This window comes from Flavobacterium sp. KBS0721, from assembly GCF_002007065.3.
Classification (GTDB): domain Bacteria; phylum Bacteroidota; class Bacteroidia; order Flavobacteriales; family Flavobacteriaceae; genus Flavobacterium; species Flavobacterium piscis.
On the sequence record NZ_CP042170.1, the window covers coordinates 1255241 to 1281732 of the forward strand.

The following is a 26492-nucleotide window of genomic DNA, read 5'->3' on the forward strand; positions in this document are numbered from 1 at the left end:
TATAGAGTCAAGAAGAAAGAATCAAGAAGAAAGAATCAAGATTAAGGATTAGAAATATTAGAAAAAATCTGTGGGAGAAAAATTTTAAACACATAGAAACATAGATTTAAAATGAATAAAAAAGAGTACAAAACAAATCTAGATTTGCACACATAGCTATGTTTTTTTAAATAAATGAAATGCCTTTTTAGCACCAAAAAACTATGTTTCTATGTGTTTTAAATTTAAGCCACAGTTAAATAAATAAATAAAAATAAAAACCCGTTTTAACCCACGTCATCCGCGTGCTAAAAACACATTAAATATAATAAAAAATGAAGTCCAATTTAATTACCAAAATTACCCTTTGCGGTTTATTGCTGAACGGCCTTTTTGCTTCGGCACAAAAAAATAATCTTCAGGTTAATGTTGCCCAAACAGTAACCAAAATTCAGCCGACTATGTACGGAGTATTTTTCGAAGACATCAATTTTGCAGCCGATGGAGGTTTGTATGCTGAAATGATTAAAAACAGATCGTTTGAATTTCTGTTTCCAATGATGGGTTGGCAAGAACCCAACAGCGATCGTCATAAACTAAATCAGCAATCCGGAATTGCCACTGTAGTTCAGTATTCAAACCAAGGAACCAATCATAATTATTGCAGAGTTACTCTTAATGATGCAAGCGGTTATCAATTGATCAATGAAGGTTTTAGGGGAATGGGAATTAAGAAAGGCCTCAAATACAATCTGTCTTTAAAAGCTTCAAAATTATCAGGAAACATTACCAAGATCAAGTTTCAATTTATAGATAAGGACGATAAAGTTTTAGGCGAAACTTCGATTGTTCCAACATCAAAAGACTGGACAGATTATACCGCTCAATTAACGTCTACAGCAACAGAAGCTAAGGCAAAACTGAAAATTACTTTTGAAGGAAACGGAGTTATCGATTTGGATAATATTTCGTTGTTTCCAGAAGATACCTGGAAAGGAAGAAAAAATGGGATGCGTAGTGATTTAGTACAATTATTATACGATTTGAAACCAGGATTTTTACGTTTTCCAGGCGGCTGTATTGTAGAAGGAAGAACTTTGGCAGAACGTTACCAATGGAAAAAATCAGTTGGAAAAGTGGAAGACAGAGAAACTGCCGTAAACCGTTGGAACATGGAATTTGCACATCGTCCTGCTCCAGACTATTTTCAGAGTTTTGGTTTAGGATTCTTTGAATATTTCCAACTTTCAGAAGATATTGGAGCTTCCCCGCTTCCTATTTTAAGCTGTGGAATGGCGTGCCAATTCAACACCGGAGAATTGGTTCCAATGGATCAAATTGATCCTTATGTTCAGGACGCTTTAGATTTAATTGAATTTGCAAACGGCGATCAAACGACAGCTTGGGGAAAAGTGAGAGCCGATATGGGACATCCAAAACCATTCAATTTAAAATTCATTGGAGTTGGAAACGAGCAATGGGGACCAGATTATATTGAACGTTTTAAAGTTTTCGAAAAAGCTATCAAAGCTAAATATCCAAATATTACGATTGTTTCAGGAACCGGACCATTTCCTGACGGAGATTATTTTGATTATGGTATGAAAGAACTTAAAAAACTAAACGCAGAAATTGTAGACGAACATTATTATAAAAACCCGGAATGGTTTAGAAAAAATGCAACTCGTTATGATAATTACGACAGAAAAGGACCAAAGATTTTTGCTGGAGAATATGCAGCACAAAGTGTAGCAATTGCAAGTCCTGATAATAAAAACAATTGGGAATGTGCTTTTTCTGAAGCGGCCTTCATGACCGGAATGGAACGTAATGCTGAGGTTGTTCATTTAACTTCTTACGCACCTTTATTGGCGCACGTAGAAGGTTGGCAATGGACACCGGATATGATTTGGTTCAACAATTTACAATCGTATGGAACGCCAAATTATTATGTGCAAAAGTTATTTTCAAACAATAAAGGAACCGATTTAATCAACATTACAAAAGACGGAAAAGCAGTTACAGGTCAAAATGATTTGTTTGCATCCGCCGTAAAAGATGTGAATTCGAAAGAAGTAATTCTGAAAATTGTGAACACTTCTGCAGCATCTCAAAATGTTTACGTTGATTTAAAAGGCGCCAAATTAGATTCAAAAGGAACGGCGATTACTTTGAACGGAGACGGATTAAATGATGAAAATTCATTTGCTGCTCCAACGAAAATTAGTCCAAAAGAAAGTCAGTTTAAAGTAAATGGAAACAAAGTTCAATATGATTTTCCAGCGTACTCGGTGACTGTTTTGAAAATTAAGATGAAATAATCGCAACATATTAAATGTAAAACCGACATTTATTTTTTGTTTGTGTTTGAAAACATTGCTTTCGTGCATTTTTTGTAAAAATTAAAGACGTTAATTTTATTAAGTGTTTTTTGTACACTTATGAATTATTTATAATTATATTTGTCAATATTTTAAAATTAAAATTAGAATGAAAAATTACGTAATAGGATTGGACTACGGAACAGATTCTGTTCGAGCGGTGCTTATTGACACAGAAAATGGGCAGGAGCTGGCATCGAATGTTTCTCATTACAAAAGATGGAAAAACAAACAATATTGTGACGCATCTATAAATCAGTTTCGTCAGCATCCTTTGGATCATATAGAAGGTTTAGAAATTACAATTCAAACCGTTATAAGAGAAAGTAAAGTAGATCCTTCATTAGTAAAAGGGATTTGTATTGATACAACCGGATCTTCTCCGGTTCCTGTAACTAAAGAGGGAATTCCTTTGGCCTTGACAAAAGGTTTTGAAGAAAATCCAAACGCTATGATGGTGTTGTGGAAAGATCATACTTCCATCAACGAAGCAAACGAAATCAACGAACTGGCTGTAAGCTGGGGCGGAGAAAACGTAACAAAATATGTAGGTGGAATTTATTCATCAGAATGGTTTTGGGCTAAAATTTTACACATCGCAAGAGAAGATGAAGCGGTTCGAAATGCAGCGCACACTTGGATGGAGCACTGCGATTTAATGACGTATTTATTAATCGAAGATAAAGATTTAAAAACTTTCAAAAGAAGCCGTTGCGCTGCGGGTCACAAAGCGATGTGGCATGCAGACTGGAACGGACTTCCACCAGTTGAATTTTTAGAAAAACTGCATCCATATTTGGCACAACTTCGCGGAAATTTATACGATGAAACGTATACTTCTGATTTAGTTGCCGGAAATTTAAGTAAAGAATGGGCAGATCGTTTAGGACTTTCAACTGATACAGTTATTGCCGTTGGAACTTTCGATGCACACTCTGGAGCAGTTGGAGCAAAAATTGGAGAAAATACTTTAGTTCGCGTTATGGGAACTTCAACTTGTGATATTTTGGTTGGTTCTTATGATGAAGTTGGAACAAAAACCGTTCGCGGAATCTGCGGACAAGTTGATGGATCTGTGATTCCGGGCTTTATTGGTTTAGAAGCTGGACAATCTGCTTTTGGAGATTTGTTGGCCTGGTACAAAGAATTATTAATGTGGCCAACAGAACATTTATTGACAGCTTCGACTGTTTTAAATGATGCTCAAAAAGAACAATTAAGAGAAGAATTCAGCGATAAATTAATTGTTGAATTGACAAAAGAAGCGGAGAAAATTCCAGTTTCAGAAAGTCTTCCAATTGCTTTAGACTGGATCAACGGAAGAAGAACGCCAGATGCTAATCAGGAATTAAAAAGCGCGATTTCGAATTTATCTTTAGGAACAAAAGCACCACATATTTTCAAAGCTTTAGTAAACGCGATTTGTTTTGGAGCCAAAAAAATCGTGGACCGTTTTGAAGAAGAAGGAGTAAAAATTGACAGCGTTATCGGAATTGGAGGCGTTGCTCGTAAATCTCCTTTTATCATGCAGACTTTGGCGAATGTTTTAAACAAGCCAATTAAAATTGCAGCTTCAGATCAGACTCCTGCTTTAGGAGCAGCGATTTATGCAGCAGTTGCAGCCGGAATTTATCCAAACGTAATCGAAGCAAGTCAAAAAATAGGAAGCGATTTTGACGGAGAATATTTTCCTCAATTAGACAAAGTAGCGGCGTATAACAAATTGTTAATTGCTTACGATCAATTAAGTGCTTTTGAAGATCCAACTATAAAAACATCGCAACATGAGTTCTCTTTATAAAGATTTAAAACAAGAATGCTACGAAGCCAACATGCAGTTAAATGCATTGAATTTGGTAGTATACACTTTTGGAAATGTAAGTGCGGTGGACAGAAAAAATGGTGTTTTTGCTATTAAACCAAGCGGCGTTCCATACGAAGATTTAAAACCGGAAGATATCGTAATTGTAGATTTTGATAACAATATTATTGAAGGAACCATGCGTCCGTCATCTGATACCAAAACACACGCCTATTTATATAAAAATTGGCCAAACATTGGTGGTGTTGCGCATACGCACGCTACTTATTCGGTTGCGTGGGCACAATCCCAACAAGATATTCCAATTTTCGGAACAACACACGCAGACCATTTAACTGCTGATATTCCTTGCGCACCGCCAATGGCAGATTCGCTTATAGAAGGAAACTACGAACACAATACCGGAATTCAGATTTTGGATTGCTTCAAAGAAAAAAATCTTTCTTATGAAGAAGTAGAAATGATTCTGATTGGAAATCACGGTCCATTCGCCTGGGGAAAAAATGCCGCAAAAGCAGTATACAACAGTAAGGTTTTAGAAGTCGTAGCCGAAATGGCCTATCTGACTTTACAAATAAACCCGAACGCACCAAGATTAAAAGATTCCCTAATAAAGAAACATTACAACCGCAAGCACGGAAAAGATTCGTATTACGGACAGTAGGGATTTTAGATTGCAGATTATTGATTTGAGATTTAAGATCACACGAAAAAACGATTAAACAGTTCAACGAAATAACGATTAAACAATGATAGATATATCTCAAAAAGAAGTATGGTTTGTAGTAGGAAGCCAGGAATTATACGGTGAAGAAACTTTAAGAAAAGTAGCGGAGCATTCTCAAATAATTGCAAAAGGATTAGATGGAGCGTCTAATATTCCGGTAAAAGTGGTTTACAAAGATGTGGTAAAATCACCTTCTCAAATCTTAGATGTATGTTTGGCGGCAAACTCTGCTAAAAACTGTATCGGAATTATTGCCTGGATGCATACTTTTTCACCGGCTAAAATGTGGATTGGCGGATTAAGTATTCTGAAAAAACCATTATGTCATTTACATACACAATACAATGCTGAAATTCCGTGGGGAACTATCGACATGGATTTCATGAACTTAAATCAATCAGCTCACGGAGATCGTGAATTTGGTTTTATCATGTCTAGAATGCGTAAAAAACGCAAAGTGGTTGTGGGACATTGGGAAGACGAAAGAGTTCAGAAAAAATTAGGTATCTGGACAAGAGTAGCTTTAGGATGGGATGAACTTCAAAACTTAAAAGTAGCCCGTATTGGAGACAATATGCGTGAAGTTGCTGTTACAGAAGGAGATAAAGTTGAGGCTCAAATTCGTTTCGGAATGTCAGTGAATGGATTTGATTCTTCAGATGTTACCAAATATATTGAGAAAGTTACAGACAAAGAATTAAATGATTTATTAGCAGTTTACGAACAATCTTATACTTTGACTGATGCTTTAAAAGAAGGCGGAGCACAAAGAAGTTCATTAGCGGAAGCGGCAAAAATTGAATTAGGTTTAAGAGCTTTCCTTGAAGAAGGAGGTTTTGGCGCTTTTACAGATACGTTTGAAAATCTTGGTGTTTGGAAACAATTACCAGGAATTGCAACACAAAGATTAATGGCCGATGGTTACGGTTTTGGTGGCGAAGGAGACTGGAAAACAGCTGCAATGGTTCGCGCTTTAAAAGTAATGAATGTGGGTCTTGAAGGAGGAACTTCTTTCATGGAAGATTATACGTACCACTTCACTCCTCAAAAATCATACGTTTTAGGATCTCATATGTTGGAAATTTGTCCATCAATTGCTGACGGAAAACCTTCTTGTGAAGTGCATCCTTTAGGAATTGGAGGAAAAGAAGATCCTGCTCGTTTGGTATTTAATTCACCAGCTGGAGAAGCAATCAATGTTTCTTTGGTAGATATGGGAACTCGTTTCCGTTTGATTGTAAACGAAGTTACAGCGATTAAACCAATGGCTGAACTGCCAAAATTACCGGTTGCAAGAGTTTTATGGGATTGCAAACCAAACCTTGATATTGCTGCAACAGCGTGGATTTTAGCTGGAGGAGCGCATCATACAGTTTACAGCCAGTCGCTAACAACAGAATACATGGAAGATTTTGCTGATATCGCCGGAATCGAATTATTAGTGATTGATGAAAAAACTACCGTAAGAGACTTTAAAGATAAGATCAATGCAAATGAAGCGTATTATCATTTGTTTCAACACGGCCTTTAAGGCAGTAAAATGTAATTTGTAAGATGTAAAATGTGAAAAAACTTAAAAAGGTGATTTTTACATTTATAAAATGATTAAATTTCACGTCTAACATTTTACTTCTAACATTTAACTTTTTACAAACCAAAAAATTATCATTTATGAATGTATTAAAACGTTGTATTTTTGGAATAAGTCTTATGAGTTTGGCTGCAATTTCAGTTCAATGCAAAAGCGATAAAAAAATGGATGCTACAACAGTTTCTTCAGATGAAAAAGCTACAGTTACAATCGAAAAATCTTCTTACGGAAAAACTGCAAAAGGAGAACAGGTCGATAGTTATAAACTGAAAAACCAAAATGGGATGGAAGTTGATATCATCACTTTTGGCGGAAGAATTACAGATTTAAAAGTACCTAATAAAGAAGGTGTTTCTGAAAATGTAGTGATCGGATTTAATACTTTGGCACAATACGAAAAAGAAAATCCATTTTTTGGAGCTTTGATCGGAAGATACGGAAACCGAATTGCTAAAGGAAAATTCACTTTAGACGGAAAAGAATATCAATTGGCAATAAACAATGCGCCAAATGCTTTGCACGGTGGACCACAAGGATATTTTAATGTGGTTTGGAAAGCGGATGAAGCAAAATCCGGAGATGCGGCAACTTTGAAATTATCTTACGTAAGTAAAGATATGGAAGAAGGTTATCCTGGAAATTTGAAAGTTTTTGTAACGTATACATTGACAAATGATAATCAATTAGAAGTATTATACGAAGCGACTACAGATAAGAAAACGGTAGTAAACTTAACACAACATTCTTATTTCAATTTATCTGGAGATTTCACAAAAACAATCTTAGACCACGAATTGACTTTAAATGCAGATAAATTAGTTCCGGTTGATGCGACTTTAATTCCAACAGGAAAATTAGATGACGTTGCCAATACGCCTTTCGATTTCAGAACGCCAAAATTAATTGGAAAAGATATCGAAGTGAAGAACGAACAATTAGCAAGAGGAAAAGGATACGATCATTGTTGGGTATTGAACAATACTGAAAAAGGAAAAACAATTATCGCAAAAGTATATCATGCTGCTAGCGGAAGAGTTATGGAAATGACTACAGATGAACCTGGAATTCAGTTTTACTCTGGAAACTTCCTTGACGGGACTTTGCCAATGCCAAAAGGCGGAACTTTTGCACACAGAACAGGACTATGTTTAGAAACAGAACATTATCCGGATTCTCCAAACCAGAAAAACTTCCCAACAACGGTTTTAAACCCGGGAGAAAATTATAAAACTAAAACTACTTTTAAATTCTCTGTAAAAAAATAGTTTTGGAATTATGTTAATTAGTTAGTAATTCTCTAAGAAACCTCGAAAGTAATCCTTTCGAGGTTTTTTTATGGATTAAAAGTTGGCCAAGAATGGCACGAATTTACAAGAATTTTACTCATTTTTATCATTTCGACGAAGGAGAAATCCTCGCGAGAAGCTCGACAAAGATTGGCTATACTTTATGGAGTTACTTGCGAGGATTTCTCCTTCGTCGAAATGACAAGATTGTGTCAAAAGCTTTGCGCCTTTGCGCGATTAATTCATTTGCAACTCTTTAAAAAGCTTAATTTTGCAAGGTAAAACGAAAGCAAAATGAAACATCTTTTTAAAGCAGAAGTAAAATGGACTTCAGATCAAAAGCCCGTAGATTCAAAGAGATTTTACAGCAAAAGCCATAAAATAGTAATAGAAGGAAAACCTATTTTAAATGTTTCGGCAGCGAAAGCTTTCAAAGGTGATCCGGAATTATACAATCCTGAAGATTTATTGTTGAGCAGCTTGGTTTCCTGCCATATGATGTCCTATTTATATGTATGCTCTCAAAACGGAATTGAAGTTTTAGAATATTCAGACAATGCCGAAGCAACGCTCGAAGTTGCTGCAGATGGAAGTGGACGTTTTGTTGAGGTAAGATTAAATCCAAAAGTAAAAATCTCAAACTCTGATAAAATTGAGTTAGCAAATGAGCTTCATACAAAAGCCAATCAGCTTTGTTTTATCGCCAACTCTTGCAATTTTCCTATTTTGCATAATGCGAGTTGTGAAGTTGCAACAACAGATTAAATTCCAAATAAAAAATTCCAAATTCCAATAGACCGCGAACAGTATTGGAATTTGGAATTTAAAAAATATTAGAATTTAAAATTTATATTTTAACTACAAAACCACCATTAGGTTTCATTTTTACAGTTAATTTTTGGCTTTTTGAAATGGATTCCTGTTTAAAACCACTCTCATCTTCCAAAATAATAAACCCTTTTGCGTTCTTCACAAAAGACAAATCAAGCTCAATTTCTTTAGGCGTGTTTTCTCCGTTAATCCCAACAATATGCCAGATGTTGTTGCTTTTTCTTGCCATTACGATATATTTTCCCGGGAAACCGGCAATGAATTTTGAGTCATCCCAATTGCTCGGAATATCTTTTAAATAATCTACAACGTAAGCTGGCATTTTCGCCATTCCTTCCGGAATTTCGGCAATATGCTGAATCCCTGACAAGAATAAAACAGGTAAAGCCAATTCGAAAGCCGGAGTTGTTTTTCTATCAATATTCGGAATTTTATCTAGAGCCATAGGAGTGAAATCCATGGGATCAAAAGCATTTCTGGCAAAAGGCAACATGGCACAATGGCTAGGTTCCAGATTGGCAATATTTTGATCGAAAGTAATATATTCATATCCTTTTACAGCTTCGGTAGTTAGTAAATTTGGATACGTACGTTGCCATCCGCGAGGTAAAGTGGCACCGTGAAGATTGATTATCAATTTATAGTCGGCAGCATCTTTTAGCATATCATGATAATACGCAATCATCGATTGTCCGTCGCCTCCAAAGAAATCAACCTTGATTCCGGCAATGCCTAAATCATTCATTCTTTTAAATTCACTAGCTCTCGTTTCCGGTGTTAATAATTTATTTTTAGGATGATATTCAGTACCATTCCAGGAACCGGATGAATTGTACCAAACCAGTAATTTTACGCTTTTGGTTTTGGCGAAAGCCACTAATTCCTTCATTTTTTCATCACCAATTTTTGTATCCCAATCTGCATCAATTAAACAATACGGCCAATTCATTTTAGAGGCGTATTCAATAAACTGATGTGTTGTTTCATAATTTATAGAATCATCTTTTAATAAAACCCAGCTCCATGACGAAAGTCCGCTTTTAATAAAAGAAGTATCCATTTTTATGGCAGGATCGGCAAGATCAGTTCCTAAAGTACTTTCGGTAATTGTATTCAAAGAACCAATTGTAATAATACGCCAAGGTGTAATCCATGGCAATTGAGATTCAGGATTTAAAGCGCCATTCGGGAAAATTTCTTCTTTTTGAGGAAAAGTAACCTGCATTGCTTTTGTATTTTCATTGTACACCAATCGGGTTCCGCAATATTTGTTATGCAAACCGGTTTCAGAAATCAAAACCCAATTGTTATTGGTTTCAAAAAGTGCCGGATAAACCCAACCCTCGCCAAATGCAGGTTTTGTATTCAAAGGAACGCCCATTGCATAATGTTCTTCATAAGCCGGATTCGTTTCTTTCCATCCCGTTTTAGCTTTCGACATGGGTTGTAACCAGGCTTTCGCCGAAGTGTCAAAATTATAAGCCGTTTTTTCTTCAACGATTCTTTTCAGTTCTTTTGATGTTGAAGGAAAGTTATATCGAAGCGCCACTCCATCTTTGGAAAGCTGAAAAATGATTTCCATTGCTTCAGCTTTAGCATTCTGAAGACTCACAATATATTGATTAGCAGCGTATGAAATATCTTTTCGTTTTCCCTGAAGCATTGAGTAGCGGTCAGTTACTTTTTTGGCATTAGAAATTTTAATCAATTTTAAATCAGAATAGAAATTGCCGTCTTCGCGTAAAATTCCCAATTCAGAAGTATTAAGTATAACTTTATCGTGATATAATATAGTATAAGTTGGTGTGTTTTTCGCATTCATTTCAAAGCCTACTTTTATAGTCTTCTCAGAATTTGTAAAAAATGAATTTGGTTTTTTTTGAGCAAACGAATTGAGAAAAATCCCAAAAAAGATTAGTAATAATAGCTTTTTCATGGTTAAGTGTTAGTTGTACACTTACAAACATAGCGAAATTATTTTAATATAAATTACTGGACGAGAATAATTTAATAAATTATGAATAGATCCATTAATTTGATTTTTTTAAGAGAAATAAAAAAGACCTCTTCGTTTGAGGAAGAGGTCTTTTAAATGATTTAATATATTCTAGCAATACAAATATAAAAGTCTTAGTGTATTACCAAAATCAGCAACTTCAAGCGTGCTTAATTTTTTGTTTTCCTTAATTACTCTGCAGGCATTTTTAAATTCAAAAAAAACTTCACGATTTTGAATTGGAAATTTAGCATCTAAAAAGGCAGTAATGTTAGTAATAGTTGTAGCAATAGTTGAATCATATTGTGTTGAATTTGTCAATTGCTTTAGAGTAATTGCGGTGTTCAGAGCAATAAAATCCTTTGCAATTGTTATATTTTCTGGCTTTGTTTTTTCAATAGTAGTAGCTACGCTGGTCGCTAAAGCATCGTCAAAAGCTGTAAAATTGGCTATTTTATTAAGATTTAAAATGTGCTCTCTTAATTTTGTACGATAAGAAAGTCGACCGTTTTTAAAGTCGTAAGTAGCTTTAAATTTTTTTGTTTCATCAGCAACCTTCAAACAAAATGCATTGTAATTTTTTAGTACATCGGTTAGTTCTTTTCGCTGGCTATAATTGGAGGAGTTTTTCTCATATCCTGCAATGTCTATCATCAAATCTACCAGTATGTTGAAAATTTCTGATCCTGCGGCAGTTTCTTTGATTTGTAAAGATGCTGCTTTATAAATACTCATATCAGTAAGTTTTCCGTCATATTTATCGGGTTGAATATGGTTCAGTCCATTTATGATATCTTTTTTCTTCTTTAAAAAACGAGTTACATCTGTTTGTGCAAAGCGTGCAGGAAGCGGTGTGTAAAAAATCTCTTTTTTCTCTACTTGAATTTCATCTTTCTTTTTATTCGAAATTAAAGCTTCGGCAATTTGATTCTTTGGATCGATAGCTTTTAGCTGGTTGGCAATTTCATCTGTTTCTGTAAAATCTCTCAGAATATTATAGCATTGTAAAATATTTTCCTGAATGGCGATATAATATTTTTTGTTTTTCTTGTCTTCCAGATTGGTAATTGATTTTGCTTCTGTTTTCCAAATCTCAAGAGCCTGGCGAACTTTTGATTCATTAATAGGATCAATCCCAGTATTAATCAATTGAGAAGCTTTGTTGAAATTTTCACCATTAAAATCTTTATCCTCTTTTAAATAATTAAAAGACCGTGATATATATTTTCCGTAAGGATGAAATTTGGTATGCAGTATATTGCCTACTTTTAAACTTAGTTTGACTACTTGTATCAGGTCTACCTCTTTAACATCTGTTTTCCTTGGTAGGCTCGGGTCTTTCTGATCTCTGTATTGATTGGCTTCAAATTCAGATAAATCAGTCATTAAAAGTGTAGTGTTTAAATTGTTCGGATAATCTAAATTTCCGAGATTAGAATTGTATCCTTTTGTGTTTGCCACCGGATTAACCAAGTCGCAATCTCCCAATCTAATTTCCTGAACATCAAAAACGCCTTTTTCGGGATCTATTAAAATCAAATTGGCATAGAGATGAGAGACAACAGCAACCTGATATTTTAATTCTTTTTTTATCAAATGCAAAGTTGCCGGCTGGTATTTGTATTCTAATAAAGCGACTAGTTTTGGAAAACCTAAATCATTATATATATAGTCATTGTATAAGATGCCCATATCAGCAACACGATAATCCATAGTTTGATCTGCAAAAAACTCATGATCTGTCGAGGTAGTCATAAAAGCAACATCCAGTGGATTTTCCTTCACAAATAAAGTGGGAGGCATTTCTCGCCTTACATTTAAATTATCCCATTTGATTTTTTGGGCATTTGAGAGGGTTGACAATAATAATAGGAGCAGTAATAATCGATATTTCATGGTTAAGGTTTAGGTTTTGCAATGGTTTGTTGGCAATTCTTAAAAAGGCAATGACAATTTTAAGGGATAAATATAATGAACGCAATGGTTATTTGTAGTTGTTTATTTATAAATGCTCCCTTTTAAGCATAAAAAAACCTCTTCATTGCTGAAGAGGTTTTACGTACCCGGAGCCGGAGTCGAACCGGCACGGTTTCCCACAGGTGTTTGAGACCAGCGCGTCTACCAATTCCGCCATCCGGGCTTAGCAGACGAAAAAATAGTGAAATAAATCCAACTCTTTTAACGCAATAGAATAAGTAATTATGTTGTCATAACTGTGCTTATTCCTTTAACACGGTGCAAATGTAAAAAATAAAATTAAATGATCTACTAAAAATACTTAAATTTTTCCTTTCAGTGTCCAATAAATTTTCTAAATTTGCACCTCGTTAAAACGAAGCACACACAACTAACTACACCCGAGGCATTTATACAGGTCCGGCTTTACGAAAATCATAAAGCCAAATTGTGCAGAGCGCAGCGGAGCAAAAACAACAAATTATAATGTCGCACCTAGAACCAGAAGCTAAAATTTTTGCTTGTTCACAAAGTGTTTATCTTGCAGAAAAAATTGCAGAACAATACGGAATTCCGTTAGGAAAAGTAACGATGTCAACGTATAGCGATGGAGAATTTCAGCCATCATACGAAGAGTCAATAAGAGGATTACGCGTTTTTATCGTGTGCTCAACATTTCCAACTGCTGATAATTTGATGGAATTGTTGCTAATGATCGATGCAGCAAAACGTGCATCAGCAAGACACATTACAGCTGTTATGCCTTATTTTGGTTGGGCAAGACAAGATAGAAAAGATAAACCAAGAGTTCCGATTGGAGCAAAATTAGTAGCTAATTTATTAGATGCTGCCGGAGCGACAAGAGTAATGACAATGGATTTGCACGCAGATCAAATTCAGGGGTTTTTCGAAAAACCGGTAGATCATTTATTTGCATCAACCATCTTTTTACCATACGTAAAAAGTTTAAATTTAGACAATTTAACCATTGCATCTCCGGATATGGGAGGTTCAAAAAGAGCATATGCTTACTCTAAGTTTCTGGAATCAGATGTAGTAATCTGTTATAAACAAAGAAAAGCAGCCAACGTTATCGACACTATGGAGCTAATTGGTGAAGTAAAAGGACGTAACGTAATATTAGTAGACGACATGATCGATACTGGTGGAACATTAGCGAAAGCAGCAGATTTAATGATCGAAAAAGGAGCATTAAGTGTTAGAGCAATTTGTACACACGCCATTTTATCAGGTGACGCATACGAAAAAATTGAAAACTCAAAATTAAGCGAGTTAATAGTTACCGATTCTATTCCGTTAAAGAAAGAATCAAAGAAAATAAGAGTAGTGAGTTGTGCACCTCTTTTTGCTGAAGTAATGCACATGGTGCACCACAACAATTCCATCAGTGGAAAATTTATAATGTAATAAGCAGTAAGCTTTAAGCCTTAGGCTATAAGCTTTATTACTTAGTGCAGAAAAAAGCCTAAAGCCTATGGCTTAAAGCTTATAGCAAATAGAATATTTATTAATAACTATATTTTTTTTACAATGAAATCGATTACAATTAAAGGATCAGAAAGAGAAAGCGTGGGCAAAGTGTCAACTAAAGCCTTACGTAATGCTGGAGCGGTTCCTTGCGTGTTATACGGAGGAAATCAGGCAGTACACTTCTCAGCAGACGCTGCAGCGTTCAAAAACTTGGTTTACACTCCAAACGCACACACAGTTGTGATTGAGCTTGGAAAAGGAAAATCATTCAATGCAATTTTACAAGATATCCAGGTTCACCCGGTATCTGACAAGATCTTACACATTGACTTCTTTCAATTATTTGATGACAAAGAAATCACTATGGAAGTTCCTGTAAAAGTTGTAGGTACATCAAAAGGTGTTCTTGCAGGTGGTGTTTTACGTTTGAACACTCGTAAATTAAAAGTGAAAGCTTTACCTAAAAATCTTCCTGATTTTGTTGAAGCTGACATTACTCCACTTGAAATGGGTAACAAATTGTACGTTACTAAAGTTGGTACTCCTGACTACAAAGTAATGCACCCAGAAAACACTGTTGTTGCTCAAGTAAGAATTTCTCGTGCTGCTATGAAAGCTGCTCAAGAAGCTGCAAAAGCTGCAAAAGCTCCTGCAAAAGGAAAGAAAAAATAATTTTTTTCAAATCAATACAAAAAGCATCAATCGAAAGATTGGTGCTTTTTTTTTGCTTTAAGATTCTAAGTTGCTAAGATGCTGAGGTTCTAAGTTTTTTATCTTAATGTCAGGCTGAGCGGAGTCGAAGCCCCTTCTGATGTTTTATGTTTATTTTTTTAGAAGCAGAAATTTTTGGTTTCTTCAAGACCCAACGTTCCTGCCATCCACTTGTATCTTTTCCTTGCTAAAGAAGCAAGAAAAAGGATACCGCTTCTGTCAGGGCTAGCGAGAGGTTTAGTTTTTAAAAGGTTTTGGGCTGATGAGCTTCTATGTCATCCTGAGCGAAGTCGAAGGACCGCAAGTGGCTCGACAATCTACAATGAAATACTTTGCGCGGGCTTCGACTTCGCTCAGCCTGACAAAAATGAGCATCACACAATCAAATAAAAAAAATCTGCTCCATCTGCAAAATCTGCGAGAAACTTTTTCTTAGCGAACCTTGCGTAAAACCCTTGCGAACTTTGCGGTTAAGAATAATTATCTAATCAACCAATTGGCACATTCCCTAATTAACCCTATTTTTGCACACATGATAAAATGGATCAACAAACTGTTTTCATCAATACCAAAAGAAGAGAACACAGACAATATGAAACCGGAGGTTCACGAACACCCAAAAAACAATATAAAAAGCGTGAGTAAAAAATATTTAATCGTAGGACTTGGTAATATTGGAGCCGAATACGTAAATACAAGACATAATATAGGATTCAAAGTCCTTGATTTTTTAGCCAAAAAAGAAGGCCTTTCATTCGAAACCGTAAAACTGGGCGCTTTGGCCGAATACAAATTCAAAGGCAGAACCTTTTTTCTGCTTAAGCCCAATACCTACATGAATTTAAGCGGCAAGGCTGTGAAATACTGGATGGACAAGGAAAATATACCTTTAGAGAATATTTTGGTCATTACAGACGATTTAAACCTGTCATTCGGAACTATCCGTATTAAACCAAAAGGAAGCGACGGCGGTCATAATGGCTTAAAGAATATCAACCTGGTTTTGAACACTCAAAATTACACCCGTTTTAGATTTGGAATCAGTGATCAGTTCAAAAAAGGACAGCAAATCGATTACGTTTTAGGAGAATGGGATGAAGAAGAAAAAGCAAAATTACCGGAACGTTTAGAAATTTCTTCAGAAATTATTAAAACATTTGGAACCGCCGGTTTAGAAAATACAATGACTACGTTTAACGGAAAGTAAAGAATTTCAGTTATTTAACTGTTAAATAATCAAATTATCAGTTAATTATATTCAATTATAACGAAATAGTATTTTCTATTCCAAACTTAAATGTCTAAATTTGAAATAAATTATTATAAATCATAAAATCATAATATCATGGCTTTTGAATTACCACAATTACCTTATGCATATGATGCATTAGAACCACATATTGATGCTCGTACAATGGAAATCCATCATACAAAGCACCACAATGCTTACACTACAAATCTAAACGCTGCAATTGCAGGAACAGATTTAGAAGGTAAGACAATCGAAAATATCTTAATCAACTTAGATAAAAAAAACGCAGCAGTTCGTAACAATGGTGGAGGTTTCTACAACCACAATTTATTCTGGACTGTAATGTCTCCAGACGGTGGTGGATTACCAACAGGTGATTTGTTAGCAGCTATCGAAGCTTCTTTTGGAACTTTCGAAGAATTTAAAGCAAAATTTGCCAAAGCTGGAGCAACACAATTTGGTTCAGGATGGGCTTGGTTAACAGTACAAAAAGGGGGCAAACTAGAGGTTGTAGGTACTCCAAATCAAGATAATCCATTAATGCCGGAAGTTGCTGGTAACGGTGGAACCCCAATTTTAGGAATGGATGTTTGGGAGCATGCTTACTACTTGAACTACCAAAACAGAAGACCGGATTATATTGAAGCTTTCTTCAGTGTAATTAACTGGACGGAAGTAGCAAGAAGATTCGCTTTAGATAAATAGTCTAAGAAAGAGAATAGAATAAAGATTAAAGAAAAAAGACGGATGGCTTGATGGCTATCCGTCTTTTTTTATTATAACCAATATAGATATTCCTTCTTTTCCAGTCTATCTCCTTCGGTATTTATTCTTCAATCTTGCTTCTTTTTCAATCGAGACTTTGCAGATCAGCGTCAAATGTTATGGAAAAGCATACTCACTAATTTTTTTACCCCAGAGAACACAAAGATTTTATCTAAGACTGCTTTAGAAAGCACAGAGTTCACAAAGCTAAATCAATACAAAGCTTAGCGAACTTTGCCTTTTATAAAGCTAAGGGTAAAAAAAACTTAGCGCTCTTTGCGGTAATTTTTTTTTCCCGCAGGTTTTGAGATTGATCTGACTTATTCTAATAAAAAAGGCGGAATCTCTTCCGCCTTTTTTGCCCCAAATCTACCATAAACTTAACCTACTAATGTTATGGTTCAGTAAATGTATGGCAGCTATTCTTATGAAAAAAACTTTTCTGATGAATGGTAAATATATCCGATTAAGTAAGAAGAGAATAGAATAAAGAGAATAGAATAAAGAGAATAGAATAAGAGAATGTAATAAAGAGAATGTAATAAAGAGAATGTAGTAAAGAGAATGTAGTAAAGAGAGAAAATTAGAGGAGGAGTTCTCTGCTGAAAAGCTGTGTTTTTGCTTTTAGTTGATTCTCTATAATCTTTATTCTTTGCTCTATATTCTTTGTTCTTAAAAAAAATAAAAAAGGCGGAATCTCTTCCACCTTTTTTGCCCCAAATCTACCATAAATTTAACCTACTAATGTTATGGTTTAGTAAATGTATGATAGCTATTCTTGTTTAAAAAACTTTTCAGATGAATGGTCGATAAATCCGACCAAAAGAAGATAATGCTTTACAATTGAAACACTTGAGTTTATTCCAATAAAAAAGGTGGAATTGCTTCCACCCTTTTTGCCCCAAATCTACCATAAACTTAACCTACTAATGTTATGGTATCTCAAAAGTATTGTAGCTTTTCAATTTTACCAAACATATGGGATGAACGGCAAAAAAAACCGATGAAATGCACAAATTAACCTTTTGTTAGTATTTTTTTAATACGCTCTTGCGTCTTTTCCTTCATAGAAATTCATAAAAGCCCTGTTTACAACACGATTACCTCCTGGTGTAGGATAATCTCCCGTAAAGTACCAGTCACCTAAATTTTTCGGACAAGCGATGTGCAAATCTTCTACTTTCTGGAAAATGATTTTCACTTCGGCATTGATTTCCGGAGAACTCAACATTTCGGCAATTTTATCTGAAATTTCCTCAGGAGTAAACTGATCGTAAATAGCAGTTACATAATTCACAACATCACTATCAATATAGTTTTCCTGTGCTTTACATTTTGTGTATACTTCGTCTACAATATGGTATAGATCTCTTTCTTTTAATAAAGCCAAAGCTGCTCTAAAAGCAACAAGACCTTCAAGCTTTGCCATGTCAATTCCGTAACAATCAGGGTAACGAATTTGTGGTGCCGATGAAACAATTACAATCCGTTTAGGATTTAAACGATCCATCATTTTTATAATACTCATTTTAAGAGTAGTACCACGAACAATACTGTCGTCGATGATGACAAGGTTATCCGTTGGCTTGATCACTCCGTAAGTCACATCGTAAACGTGTGCAACAAGATCATCACGGCTGCTGTCCTCAGTAATAAAGGTTCTAAGTTTAGCATCTTTAATCGCAACTTTCTCAGTACGAATTTTTACAGCCAATAATTCTTGTAAAGTTTCGGCTGTAAGTGTATTTCTGTTGGCTAAAATATAATTGTTTTTTCTTTGATTAAGGAAATCCTGAGCTGCTTCAACTAAACCGTAAAACGAAGTTTCGGCAGTATTTGGGATGTAAGAGAAAACAGTATTATCTGTATCGCTGTCAATTGATTCAAGAACAGCAGGTAAAATTAATTTACCTAAGTTTTTACGTTCCTGGTAAATTTCGGCATCACTTCCTCTAGAGAAGTAGATTCTTTCAAAAGAACATGCTTTCTTAACGGTTGGTTCAAGGATTTGCTCCATAGAAACTTTTCCGCTTTTTTTGATGATTAAAGCATTTCCTGGTTCGATTTCCTGAACGCTTTCAAACGGCACATTGAATACAGTCTGAATAACGGGTCTTTCTGAAGCTACAACTACAACTTCATCATCCTGGTAAAAATATGCCGGACGAATTCCCGCCGGATCTCTAAATACGAAAGCATCACCATGACCTAATAATCCGGCCATTGCGTAACCTCCATCTAAGTTTTTGGCAGAACGGGCTAATATTTTTGCAATATCCAATCGGTCTGCAATTACTGGAGAAGCTTCTCTTTTAGAATAACCTTCTGTTTTACAATCCTGGTAAAGCTGCATTACTTCTTTGTCTAAGAAGTGACCAATTTTTTCCATAACGGTAACAGTATCCGCCATTTCTTTTGGATGTTGTCCAAGTTCAACTAAATTTTCGAAAAGCTCTTTAACATTTGTCATGTTAAAGTTTCCTGCCAAAATTAAGTTACGGTGCATCCAGTTGCTCTGACGTAAAAATGGGTGTACGCTTTCGATACTGTTTTTTCCGAAAGTTCCGTAACGAACGTGACCTAAAAATAATTCTCCTATATAAGGTATGTTTGCTTTTTGTTTGGCAACATCATTTGCGTATTCAGGATGAGAAGTCATCTCTTCGTTGATACGCTCATTGATTTGTTTAAAAACGTCCTGAATAGGCTGCGCATGGTTCGAACGAACTCTGCTTATATAACGCTCACCAGGTTCAACGTCTAATTTAATGCTGGCAAAACCTGCTCCGTCTTGCCCACGGTTGTGTTGCTTCTCCATCATCAGGTACATTTTTTGTATCCCGTAAAAAGCAGTTCCGTATTTTTCTTTGTAATATTCAAGCGGTTTAAGAAGTCTAACTAAGGCTATACCACATTCGTGTTTTAAAGCGTCGCTCATTGTTTTTTGTATTTGTGTTGTTGTTGTAAGTTGTGCGTAATAACGTAATAAAAAAGCCCCGTGTTATCGAGGCTTCAGGGCATTATATTTCTATGTCAAACTGAGTTAACGACTTAAACTGTTGTAATCGAATCGCTACTTCTGCTTTGCTTAATGTTTGCATCCTTTCGGTTCCAAATTTCTCTACACAAAATGAAGCTAAATTAGATCCGTAAATAATTGCGTTTTTCATGTTGCCAAATGAGATGTTTTCGCTTTGCGCAATAAATCCTGAAAAACCACCTGCAAAAGTGTCTCCTGCTCCTGTTGGATCAAAAACATCTTCTAATGGTAATGCCGGTGCAAAGAATACTTCTCTGTTATGGAATAAAAGTGCTCCGTGTTCTCCTTTTTTGATCACCACATATTTTGGTCCCAATTCCTGGATTTTGTTAGCCGCTTTTACTAATGAATACTCTCCTGAAAGTTGTCTTGCTTCTTCGTCATTGATTGTGATCACGTCTACACGTTTAATTACCTCAAGTAATTCCGGTAAAGCGCAGTCCATCCAAAAGTTCATAGTATCTAAAACTACTAATTTTGGTTTTTTCTCCATTTGGTCCAAAACACTACTTTGTACTAAAGGATGTAAGTTTCCTAACATCACAACATCAGCATCTTTGTAATCTTGAGGAACTTTTGGTTGAAAATCAGCCAAAACGTTTAGTTCAGTTACAAGAGTGTCTCTTGAGTTTAGATCGTTGTGGTATAAACCGCTCCAGAAAAAGGTTTTTCCGCCTTTTACAATTTCGATACCAGAGATATCAATATTTTTTGAAGTTAAAAGATCTAAATGTTCTTGAGGAAAATCGTCGCCAACTACAGAAACAATGGCCGATTGTAAGTTAAAAAATGACGCTGATAAACCAATGTACGTTGCAGCACCACCTAATATTTTATCTGTTTTTCCGAAAGGAGTTTCGATAGCGTCGAAAGCAACCGTTCCAACAATCAATAATTTATTCATTTTATGAATTTCGAATTAGGGTGCAAAGATACTTCATAAGTTGCAATATTGCAACGGTTTAAGTTCTCAAAATTTTCATAAAAAAAGAATATCGTTTTCGGGGCTAAAACTATTGTAAATGAATGAATTAAATTAGGTTGCTTAGAGAGCTTAAAATATGTTTTTTCGATTTAAAATACAATAATTATTTTCGAAAAAAGGCTGGAAGATTTTAGTTAGATTTGTTTAAATATCAAATTTCATTCATGAAGAAAATTCTAACGTTATTAATGCTGTTTTGTTTTTTGATTTCTTGCGAAAGAAAAGAACCTGATTTTTCTAAGGAAATGATTGAGAAGTTGGCATATATGCAGGAAGATCCAAAGTTAGGTTTATTGCCATCTCACTATTTAAGTTTTGATTTATATGTTAAGAAAAGAGGCAAAGAAATTTATAAAACAAACAATCATGATTTATTCTCTAATTATAAAAAGAATTATGTTGAAGAATTTATTTCATTTGAAAAGTTTTTAAATGCTGTCTTGAATCAAGATTATCTTTTAGATGAAAATTTAGATGACAAATATTCTTTTAAATTAGATCAAAAAATACAGAAGGAATGTGTCAGTTTAGGATTTAATAGATTTCTAAAAAAGTATTCTGAAGGTAATATTGGAAAAGAAAAACTTAAACTCAATAAATCTATTATTCAAAAAAATGAATTCCCGACAATAAAATATCTTTTGTATAAAAATAAATATGATGTTGGTTTTGATGATTATCATGCCGTATATTATATTTGGAAAAGAGAGGATTCTTTCAAATAATTCTACAACTCATACTTCTTATCAAAATAATTCTTCAAAACCCCAATTTGAATCAAAATCATAAAAGGAACCACTAATAAAGCGTAAAGTACATTTTTAGAAATATGAATCCCGGAAAATAGAGCAGAAGCTTTATCAGAATATGTTTTGGTAATTTCAAAATTAGCAACATCATTATTGGAGAAAACAGCATAAGCAGTCAAAGCAACTAAACTGATGCCAATAAAAATCCATGTAGATTTAGAAATCAAAGGTTTGTAAGCTTTGATTTTGCTTTTTTCGGCCACTAAAACCTGAGACATTATTTTTGAAGTAAAGTCAATAGATGGTGACTCCAAAGTATTTTCGGCCATCATTTTCTCAATCAGATTTTCTATTTCTTTATCATTTTCTTTCATAACATTCTATTATTTCTGGTTCTAATTGCTTTTTCAAAATTACGGCTAATTTTTGTCGGCTTCTAAATAATTTCACCTTAACATTATTAGCGTTAATGTTCATGACTTTTCCAATTTCTTCTAAACTCTGATCTTCAAAATAAAATAAAGTTAGCAAGAAATTTTCTTCACTGGGTAATAAATTCAAACAATTCTGAATGGTTTGCTTTCGTTCTTTGTCTTCTAAAGCGCTCAAAGCATTGTCCATTGTTTTAATTAAATGAGCCGAAAATTCATCTATCGATATATTATTGTCTTCTTTTTTGTTTTTCTTCAAACGATCTAAACACGTATTATAAGCAACCTTATAAATCCAGGTCGAAAATTTAGAATCACCTTTGAACTTGCTTAAGGAATTGTAAGCCTTAATAAAAGTATCCTGAGCAACCTCTTCGGCTTCTTCTCTGTTTTTAATCATTTTTAGAGCCAATGTAAAGATCATATCTTTATAACGATCAACCAGCACGGCAAAACAATTGGTCTCGCCCTGCAGCACTTTATCTATATAATGTTGATCACTTATTGTACTCATAATAGGTAAGACGACACGTTCTGTGTTTAGGTTACAACATTTTTTAAAAAATAAATAAATTTCAATTTTTAAATTTCAAATTCCAACTTCAGAAGAGGAAATATGGTTTATATTCTAATCTATATATTGATAGAACTTTGTCAAAGTTTAACCCCAATATTGTCATCCCGAGGAACAAGGGATCTCCATAAGAAACTCCGCAATCAAAATTGCCAATCTTTGTCGAGCTACTTGTGGAGATCCCTCGTTCCTCGGGATGACAAGATTTCGGTTACTATATATAAAGATTTATTGTTTCTCGAAAACAATTTCAAACGCAAAATTAACTCATAATCAGCAAGTTTTGGAATTTGGAATTTAAATTTTGAATTTTTTTATCAAAAGTTGTAACCTCAATTCAAAACATGTCGTCATATGGGGTATCAATCAATTATAAAAACATAAAAAATTATGGGAGCACAAATTTTAGTACCAATCAGTCTTTTCTTAATGATCTTCGGAATCGTCTATCTTATTTATTCAACAAGAAACAGAGAACGTTTAGCACTTATAGAAAAAGGAGTCGATGCCAGTATCTTTTTAAAAGGAAGAACCAATGGAGTTCCGGCCTGGAAAATCCTTATTCTGAATACCGCTTTTCTTTTAATAGGTATTGGACTTGGATTTTTTATTGCTTTATTTCTTTCTACTTATACCGCAATGAATTCAGATGTGGTGTATCCGGCAACAATCATCACCATGTCTGGAGTAGGTTTACTGGTAGGATTTCACAGAGCCAAAGATTTAGATAAGCAATAAAATCGTTTAAGTTAGTACCTTTAATAACGAGAAAACGCGTCGGAAACAATTGTTTTCTGACGCGTTATTTTTTTATGATTTTGAGCCGATGGTTTCGTAATAAACATCTACCGAAAGGTTCTTTTGCATTGAGGCCATAACGGCCAATTCGTCGCAACGTTCGTTTTGAGGATGATTGTTGTGGCCTTTAATCCATTTAAAATCGACCTGATGTTTGCGGTAAATAATTAAAAACCGTTTCCATAAATCAGGATTTTTTTTGCCGGTGTAGTTCTTTTTCTCCCAGCCAAAAACCCATTTTTTTACTACAGAATCAATTACATATTTAGAATCTGAAACCACCAAAACCTTCATATTGGGATTTTTTAGTTTTTCAAGACCTACAATTACCGCCAAGAGTTCCATTCTGTTATTAGTAGTCAAACGGAAACCTTCGTAGAATTCTTTTTTATGAGGCGTTCCCACCAATTCCATCACTACGCCATATCCTCCATTTCCAGGATTTCCTTTTGCAGCGCCATCAGTATATATATGTACTTCGTGATTCATTTTTTTTTAGACTTCTTAGATTTTAGACTTCTTAGATTTTAGATTGTTAGACTTCTTAGATTTTTTGTTTTTTGGACTTCCTAGAATTTGATATTGCGGACTTCTTGGATTTTAATTTTAAATAATCAAAATCTAAGAAGTCTTATGTCTAAGAAATCTAAAATCTAATCCTCCAATAATCTTGAAATAATTTCCGGAAAATACTTTTGTTCCAGTTCATGGATCTTTTCGGCCACAGTTTCTGGCGTATCATCATCTGTCAGGGCTACGTTTTTCTGGAAAATAATACCACCTTCATCATAATGTTCGTTAACATAATGAATGGAAATTCCGGTTTCTTTCTCCTTATTATTCACTATAGCGCGGTGTATGTGCATGCCGTACATTCCTTTACCTCCGTAATTTGGTAAAAGTGCCGGATGTATGTTGATTATTTTATTAGGATATTTCTCGATTATATGATCCGGGAATTTCAATAAGAAACCTGCCAGAACTATCATATCCGGGTCGATTTCTTGTATTTTTTGTAAGATGTTACTTTCTAAAAGTTCGCTTTTTGAGAAGATTTCGGTTGGAATTTGATGATTTTTTGCTCTTTCGATGACTTTTGCCGCAGCATTATTTGTAAAAACAGAAACGACTTTGGCAATTTTGGTTTTTGCAAAATATTTTATGATGTTTTCAGCATTAGTCCCTGATCCTGAGGCAAAAACAATAATTTTTTTCATAATTGAATATAATTTGAGAATGCAAAAAACGGAATAAAAATCGAAAATAAATAGTATTAAAAAAGCTTTCTTGAAATTAATTTTATAAATTAGTGTTACATTTATAAACTAAATCGTGGTTTTAAAATAAAGTTTTTTATTTTTGCCAACAAATTAAATTCTAAAATTAAAGATTATGTCAGACATTGCATCAAGAGTAAAAGCGATTATCGTAGACAAATTAGGTGTTGACGAAAACGAAGTTGTAACAGAAGCAAGCTTCACTAATGATTTGGGAGCTGACTCATTAGACACTGTTGAGCTTATTATGGAATTCGAAAAAGAATTTGATATTCAAATTCCAGACGATCAAGCAGAAAACATTGCTACTGTTGGTCAAGCTATTTCTTATATCGAAGAAGCTAAAAAATAATAATACTGCACCCGAATTTTTTTAAAATTCCAACTTTGAATACCCAAATTCCAAAATTGGGATTTGTTTTTTAAAAAATTGGAATTTTAAGAAAATCGGGTGTTATTATTTTTTTTAAAATTTAAATTTCGATTGATTTTCAATCAAAAAGATATATTTATATTGTAATACCCATGGCTCTTAAGTAAACATTACAGTTAAGAAAGCATGGGTTTTATTTGTTTAAAGTACAAAATACATATTTATGACGTTAAAGCGAGTTGTTGTAACAGGATTAGGTGCCCTTACTCCGATCGGGAATAATATTCAGGATTATTGGGAGGCACTTGTGAATGGGGTTAGCGGAGCCGCTCCTATCACATATTATGATACAGAGAAGCATAAAACGAAATTTGCCTGTGAAGTAAAAAACTTCAATATTGAAGATTACATGGATCGCAAGGAATCTCGTAGATTAGATAAATTCGCTCAATATGCTGTTGCTGCAAGTGATGAAGCTATTAAAGATGCCGGACTTACTGATGATAATATCGACAAAACAAGAGTGGGTGTTATCTGGGGAGCCGGAATTGGGGGTTTAGAGACTTTTCAGGATGAAGTTATTTATTATGCAAAAGGAGACGGAACACCAAAATTCAATCCGTTTTTTATTCCTAAAATGATTGCCGATATTGCTCCAGCACACATTTCGATGCGTAATGGCTATATGGGACCAAATTATACTACTGTTTCTGCATGTGCATCTTCTGCAAATGCATTAATTGATGCTTTCAACTACATTCGTTTAGGAATGTGTGATGTAATTGTATCAGGTGGTTCAGAAGCTGCCATTACTATTGCAGGTATGGGAGGTTTTAACTCTATGCACGCTTTATCTACAAGAAACGAAAGTCCGGAAACGGCTTCAAGACCTTTTGATGCAACCAGAGATGGTTTTGTTTTAGGAGAAGGAGCAGGAGCTTTGGTTCTTGAAGAATACGAACATGCCAAAGCCAGAGGGGCAAAAATTTATTGCGAAGTTGGCGGTGGCGGAATGTCATCAGATGCTTACCACTTAACTGCACCACATCCGGAAGGAATTGGAGTTATTGCAGTAATGAAAAATACATTAAGAGATGCTGGATTAAAACCGGAAGATATTGATCATATCAATACTCACGGAACTTCTACTCCATTAGGAGATGTTGCCGAATTGAAAGCGATCAGCGCTGTTTTTGGTGATCATGCAAAAACAATCAATATCAACTCTACCAAATCAATGACCGGTCACTTACTTGGTGCTGCCGGAGCTATTGAGGCAATTGCTTCGATTTTAGCAATGAAACATGGTATTGTTCCTCCAACTATTAATCATACTGTAGTGGATGAAAACATTGATCCATCATTGAATCTTACCTTAAACAAACCTCAAAAAAGAGAAGTAAATGTTGCTATGAGTAACACTTTTGGTTTTGGTGGACACAATGCTTGTGTATTGTTTAAAAAATTAGTTGACTAA

At 34.6% G+C, this 26492-nt stretch carries 22 protein-coding genes and 1 tRNA gene; 14 read left to right on the forward strand and 9 right to left on the reverse strand.

Annotated features, from left to right (window positions below; translation table 11 throughout):
- Window positions 1–314: 314 nt before the first annotated feature.
- The 6 genes from B0M43_RS05650 to B0M43_RS05675 all read left to right on the forward strand — a co-directional run bounded on the left by B0M43_RS05650 (window position 315) and on the right by B0M43_RS05675 (window position 8551).
- Window positions 315–2300 (forward strand): alpha-L-arabinofuranosidase C-terminal domain-containing protein, encoded by a 1986-nt coding sequence (locus B0M43_RS05650; RefSeq protein WP_078006533.1) that lies wholly within the window; start codon window positions 315–317, stop codon window positions 2298–2300.
- Between the two features lie 169 nt (window positions 2301–2469).
- Window positions 2470–4161, forward strand: a complete 1692-nt coding sequence (locus B0M43_RS05655; RefSeq protein ID WP_078006532.1) for a ribulokinase — start codon at window positions 2470–2472, stop codon at window positions 4159–4161.
- Window positions 4145–4846, forward strand: a complete 702-nt coding sequence (locus B0M43_RS05660) for an L-ribulose-5-phosphate 4-epimerase (RefSeq protein ID WP_065451685.1) — start codon at window positions 4145–4147, stop codon at window positions 4844–4846. Before B0M43_RS05655 ends, B0M43_RS05660 begins: the two co-directional genes overlap by 17 nt.
- An 85-nt stretch (window positions 4847–4931) precedes the next feature.
- Window positions 4932–6440 (forward strand): L-arabinose isomerase, encoded by a 1509-nt coding sequence (araA, locus tag B0M43_RS05665; RefSeq protein ID WP_078006531.1) that lies wholly within the window; start codon window positions 4932–4934, stop codon window positions 6438–6440.
- Window positions 6441–6580: 140 nt separating this feature from the next.
- Entirely contained in the window at window positions 6581–7765 is a 1185-nt protein-coding gene (locus B0M43_RS05670) for an aldose epimerase family protein (RefSeq protein ID WP_078006530.1), read from the forward strand.
- 315 nt (window positions 7766–8080) lie between these two features.
- Complete coding sequence (locus B0M43_RS05675; protein WP_078006529.1) at window positions 8081–8551, forward strand: OsmC family protein; 471 nt, start codon at window positions 8081–8083, stop codon at window positions 8549–8551.
- Between the two features lie 82 nt (window positions 8552–8633).
- Here the strand turns inward: B0M43_RS05675 and B0M43_RS05680 are convergent, their stop codons facing one another.
- The 3 genes from B0M43_RS05680 to B0M43_RS05690 all read right to left on the reverse strand — a co-directional run bounded on the left by B0M43_RS05680 (window position 8634) and on the right by B0M43_RS05690 (window position 12753).
- Complete coding sequence (locus tag B0M43_RS05680) at window positions 8634–10553, reverse strand: glycoside hydrolase family 97 protein (protein ID WP_078006528.1); 1920 nt, start codon at window positions 10551–10553, stop codon at window positions 8634–8636.
- 171 nt (window positions 10554–10724) lie between these two features.
- Window positions 10725–12509 (reverse strand): hypothetical protein, encoded by a 1785-nt coding sequence (locus B0M43_RS05685; RefSeq protein WP_123921772.1) that lies wholly within the window; start codon window positions 12507–12509, stop codon window positions 10725–10727.
- A 164-nt stretch (window positions 12510–12673) separates the two neighbouring features.
- Window positions 12674–12753: transfer RNA gene (locus B0M43_RS05690), tRNA-Leu, on the reverse strand.
- A 302-nt stretch (window positions 12754–13055) separates the two neighbouring features.
- Here B0M43_RS05690 and B0M43_RS05695 point away from each other — a divergent pair.
- The 4 genes from B0M43_RS05695 to B0M43_RS05710 all read left to right on the forward strand — a co-directional run bounded on the left by B0M43_RS05695 (window position 13056) and on the right by B0M43_RS05710 (window position 16728).
- Window positions 13056–13997, forward strand: coding sequence for a ribose-phosphate pyrophosphokinase (locus B0M43_RS05695; RefSeq protein ID WP_065451678.1), 942 nt, complete (start codon window positions 13056–13058; stop codon window positions 13995–13997).
- A 123-nt stretch (window positions 13998–14120) separates the two neighbouring features.
- A complete protein-coding gene (locus B0M43_RS05700) occupies window positions 14121–14732 on the forward strand; it encodes a 50S ribosomal protein L25/general stress protein Ctc (RefSeq protein WP_065451677.1) in 612 nt (203 codons plus the stop codon).
- A gap of 571 nt (window positions 14733–15303) precedes the next feature.
- A complete protein-coding gene (pth, locus tag B0M43_RS05705) occupies window positions 15304–15978 on the forward strand; it encodes an aminoacyl-tRNA hydrolase (protein ID WP_078006525.1) in 675 nt (224 codons plus the stop codon).
- A gap of 138 nt (window positions 15979–16116) precedes the next feature.
- Window positions 16117–16728 carry a superoxide dismutase gene (locus B0M43_RS05710; protein WP_065451675.1) on the forward strand — a complete coding sequence of 204 codons (612 nt, stop codon included), beginning with the start codon at window positions 16117–16119 and terminating at the stop codon, window positions 16726–16728.
- Between the two features lie 1099 nt (window positions 16729–17827).
- Here the strand turns inward: B0M43_RS05710 and B0M43_RS05715 are convergent.
- Both B0M43_RS05715 and B0M43_RS05720 read right to left on the reverse strand, forming a co-directional pair.
- Window positions 17828–19726 (reverse strand): amidophosphoribosyltransferase, encoded by a 1899-nt coding sequence (locus B0M43_RS05715; RefSeq protein ID WP_078006524.1) that lies wholly within the window; start codon window positions 19724–19726, stop codon window positions 17828–17830.
- Between the two features lie 82 nt (window positions 19727–19808).
- Entirely contained in the window at window positions 19809–20732 is a 924-nt protein-coding gene (locus B0M43_RS05720; protein WP_078006523.1) for a PfkB family carbohydrate kinase, read from the reverse strand.
- Between the two features lie 245 nt (window positions 20733–20977).
- Here B0M43_RS05720 and B0M43_RS05725 point away from each other — a divergent pair, with 245 nt between their 5' ends.
- Complete coding sequence (locus tag B0M43_RS05725) at window positions 20978–21538, forward strand: hypothetical protein (protein WP_078006522.1); 561 nt, start codon at window positions 20978–20980, stop codon at window positions 21536–21538.
- 2 nt (window positions 21539–21540) lie between these two features.
- Here the strand turns inward: B0M43_RS05725 and B0M43_RS05730 are convergent, their stop codons facing one another.
- Complete coding sequence (locus B0M43_RS05730; protein WP_078006521.1) at window positions 21541–21936, reverse strand: hypothetical protein; 396 nt, start codon at window positions 21934–21936, stop codon at window positions 21541–21543.
- Window positions 21923–22507 carry an RNA polymerase sigma factor gene (locus tag B0M43_RS05735; protein WP_078006520.1) on the reverse strand — a complete coding sequence of 195 codons (585 nt, stop codon included), beginning with the start codon at window positions 22505–22507 and terminating at the stop codon, window positions 21923–21925. Before B0M43_RS05735 ends, B0M43_RS05730 begins: the two co-directional genes overlap by 14 nt.
- A 450-nt stretch (window positions 22508–22957) precedes the next feature.
- On the opposite strand from B0M43_RS05735, the gene B0M43_RS05740 reads away from it, so the two are divergent.
- The gene (locus B0M43_RS05740; protein ID WP_072964728.1) at window positions 22958–23305 is read left to right on the forward strand and encodes a DUF6249 domain-containing protein; all 348 of its coding nucleotides are present in this window, start codon (window positions 22958–22960) and stop codon (window positions 23303–23305) included.
- Window positions 23306–23377: 72 nt separating this feature from the next.
- Here B0M43_RS05740 and rnhA read toward each other — a convergent pair whose 3' ends face one another.
- Together rnhA and purN are read right to left on the reverse strand one after the other, a co-directional pair.
- Window positions 23378–23854 carry a ribonuclease HI gene (gene rnhA, locus B0M43_RS05745; RefSeq protein ID WP_056243976.1) on the reverse strand — a complete coding sequence of 159 codons (477 nt, stop codon included), beginning with the start codon at window positions 23852–23854 and terminating at the stop codon, window positions 23378–23380.
- 164 nt (window positions 23855–24018) lie between these two features.
- Window positions 24019–24582 carry a phosphoribosylglycinamide formyltransferase gene (gene purN, locus B0M43_RS05750; RefSeq protein WP_078006519.1) on the reverse strand — a complete coding sequence of 188 codons (564 nt, stop codon included), beginning with the start codon at window positions 24580–24582 and terminating at the stop codon, window positions 24019–24021.
- Window positions 24583–24757: 175 nt separating this feature from the next.
- Between purN and B0M43_RS05755 the strand changes: the two genes are divergently transcribed.
- Complete coding sequence (locus B0M43_RS05755) at window positions 24758–24994, forward strand: acyl carrier protein (protein ID WP_007137004.1); 237 nt, start codon at window positions 24758–24760, stop codon at window positions 24992–24994.
- A gap of 244 nt (window positions 24995–25238) precedes the next feature.
- The gene (gene fabF, locus B0M43_RS05760; protein WP_065451666.1) at window positions 25239–26492 is read left to right on the forward strand and encodes a beta-ketoacyl-ACP synthase II; all 1254 of its coding nucleotides are present in this window, start codon (window positions 25239–25241) and stop codon (window positions 26490–26492) included.

Bases quoted from the DNA above. Each gene is read 5' to 3' on its own strand.
- B0M43_RS05735 (WP_078006520.1), bottom strand. From the start codon at position 22,507: ATGAGTACAATAAGTGATCAACATTATATAGATAAAGTGCTGCAGGGC.
- B0M43_RS05730 (WP_078006521.1), bottom strand. From the start codon at position 21,936: ATGAAAGAAAATGATAAAGAAATAGAAAATCTGATTGAGAAAATGATG.
- B0M43_RS05710 (WP_065451675.1), top strand. From the start codon at position 16,117: ATGGCTTTTGAATTACCACAATTACCTTATGCATATGATGCATTAGAA.
- B0M43_RS05720 (WP_078006523.1), bottom strand. From the start codon at position 20,732: ATGAATAAATTATTGATTGTTGGAACGGTTGCTTTCGACGCTATCGAA.
- B0M43_RS05695 (WP_065451678.1), top strand. From the start codon at position 13,056: ATGTCGCACCTAGAACCAGAAGCTAAAATTTTTGCTTGTTCACAAAGT.
- B0M43_RS05680 (WP_078006528.1), bottom strand. From the start codon at position 10,553: ATGAAAAAGCTATTATTACTAATCTTTTTTGGGATTTTTCTCAATTCG.
- rnhA (WP_056243976.1), bottom strand. From the start codon at position 23,854: ATGAATCACGAAGTACATATATATACTGATGGCGCTGCAAAAGGAAAT.
- B0M43_RS05685 (WP_123921772.1), bottom strand. From the start codon at position 12,509: ATGAAATATCGATTATTACTGCTCCTATTATTATTGTCAACCCTCTCA.
- B0M43_RS05670 (WP_078006530.1), top strand. From the start codon at position 6,581: ATGAATGTATTAAAACGTTGTATTTTTGGAATAAGTCTTATGAGTTTG.
- araA (WP_078006531.1), top strand. From the start codon at position 4,932: ATGATAGATATATCTCAAAAAGAAGTATGGTTTGTAGTAGGAAGCCAG.
- purN (WP_078006519.1), bottom strand. From the start codon at position 24,582: ATGAAAAAAATTATTGTTTTTGCCTCAGGATCAGGGACTAATGCTGAA.
- B0M43_RS05700 (WP_065451677.1), top strand. From the start codon at position 14,121: ATGAAATCGATTACAATTAAAGGATCAGAAAGAGAAAGCGTGGGCAAA.
- B0M43_RS05715 (WP_078006524.1), bottom strand. From the start codon at position 19,726: ATGAGCGACGCTTTAAAACACGAATGTGGTATAGCCTTAGTTAGACTT.
- B0M43_RS05650 (WP_078006533.1), top strand. From the start codon at position 315: ATGAAGTCCAATTTAATTACCAAAATTACCCTTTGCGGTTTATTGCTG.
- fabF (WP_065451666.1), top strand. From the start codon at position 25,239: ATGACGTTAAAGCGAGTTGTTGTAACAGGATTAGGTGCCCTTACTCCG.
- B0M43_RS05660 (WP_065451685.1), top strand. From the start codon at position 4,145: ATGAGTTCTCTTTATAAAGATTTAAAACAAGAATGCTACGAAGCCAAC.
- B0M43_RS05740 (WP_072964728.1), top strand. From the start codon at position 22,958: ATGGGAGCACAAATTTTAGTACCAATCAGTCTTTTCTTAATGATCTTC.
- B0M43_RS05725 (WP_078006522.1), top strand. From the start codon at position 20,978: ATGAAGAAAATTCTAACGTTATTAATGCTGTTTTGTTTTTTGATTTCT.
- B0M43_RS05755 (WP_007137004.1), top strand. From the start codon at position 24,758: ATGTCAGACATTGCATCAAGAGTAAAAGCGATTATCGTAGACAAATTA.
- B0M43_RS05675 (WP_078006529.1), top strand. From the start codon at position 8,081: ATGAAACATCTTTTTAAAGCAGAAGTAAAATGGACTTCAGATCAAAAG.
- B0M43_RS05655 (WP_078006532.1), top strand. From the start codon at position 2,470: ATGAAAAATTACGTAATAGGATTGGACTACGGAACAGATTCTGTTCGA.
- pth (WP_078006525.1), top strand. From the start codon at position 15,304: ATGATAAAATGGATCAACAAACTGTTTTCATCAATACCAAAAGAAGAG.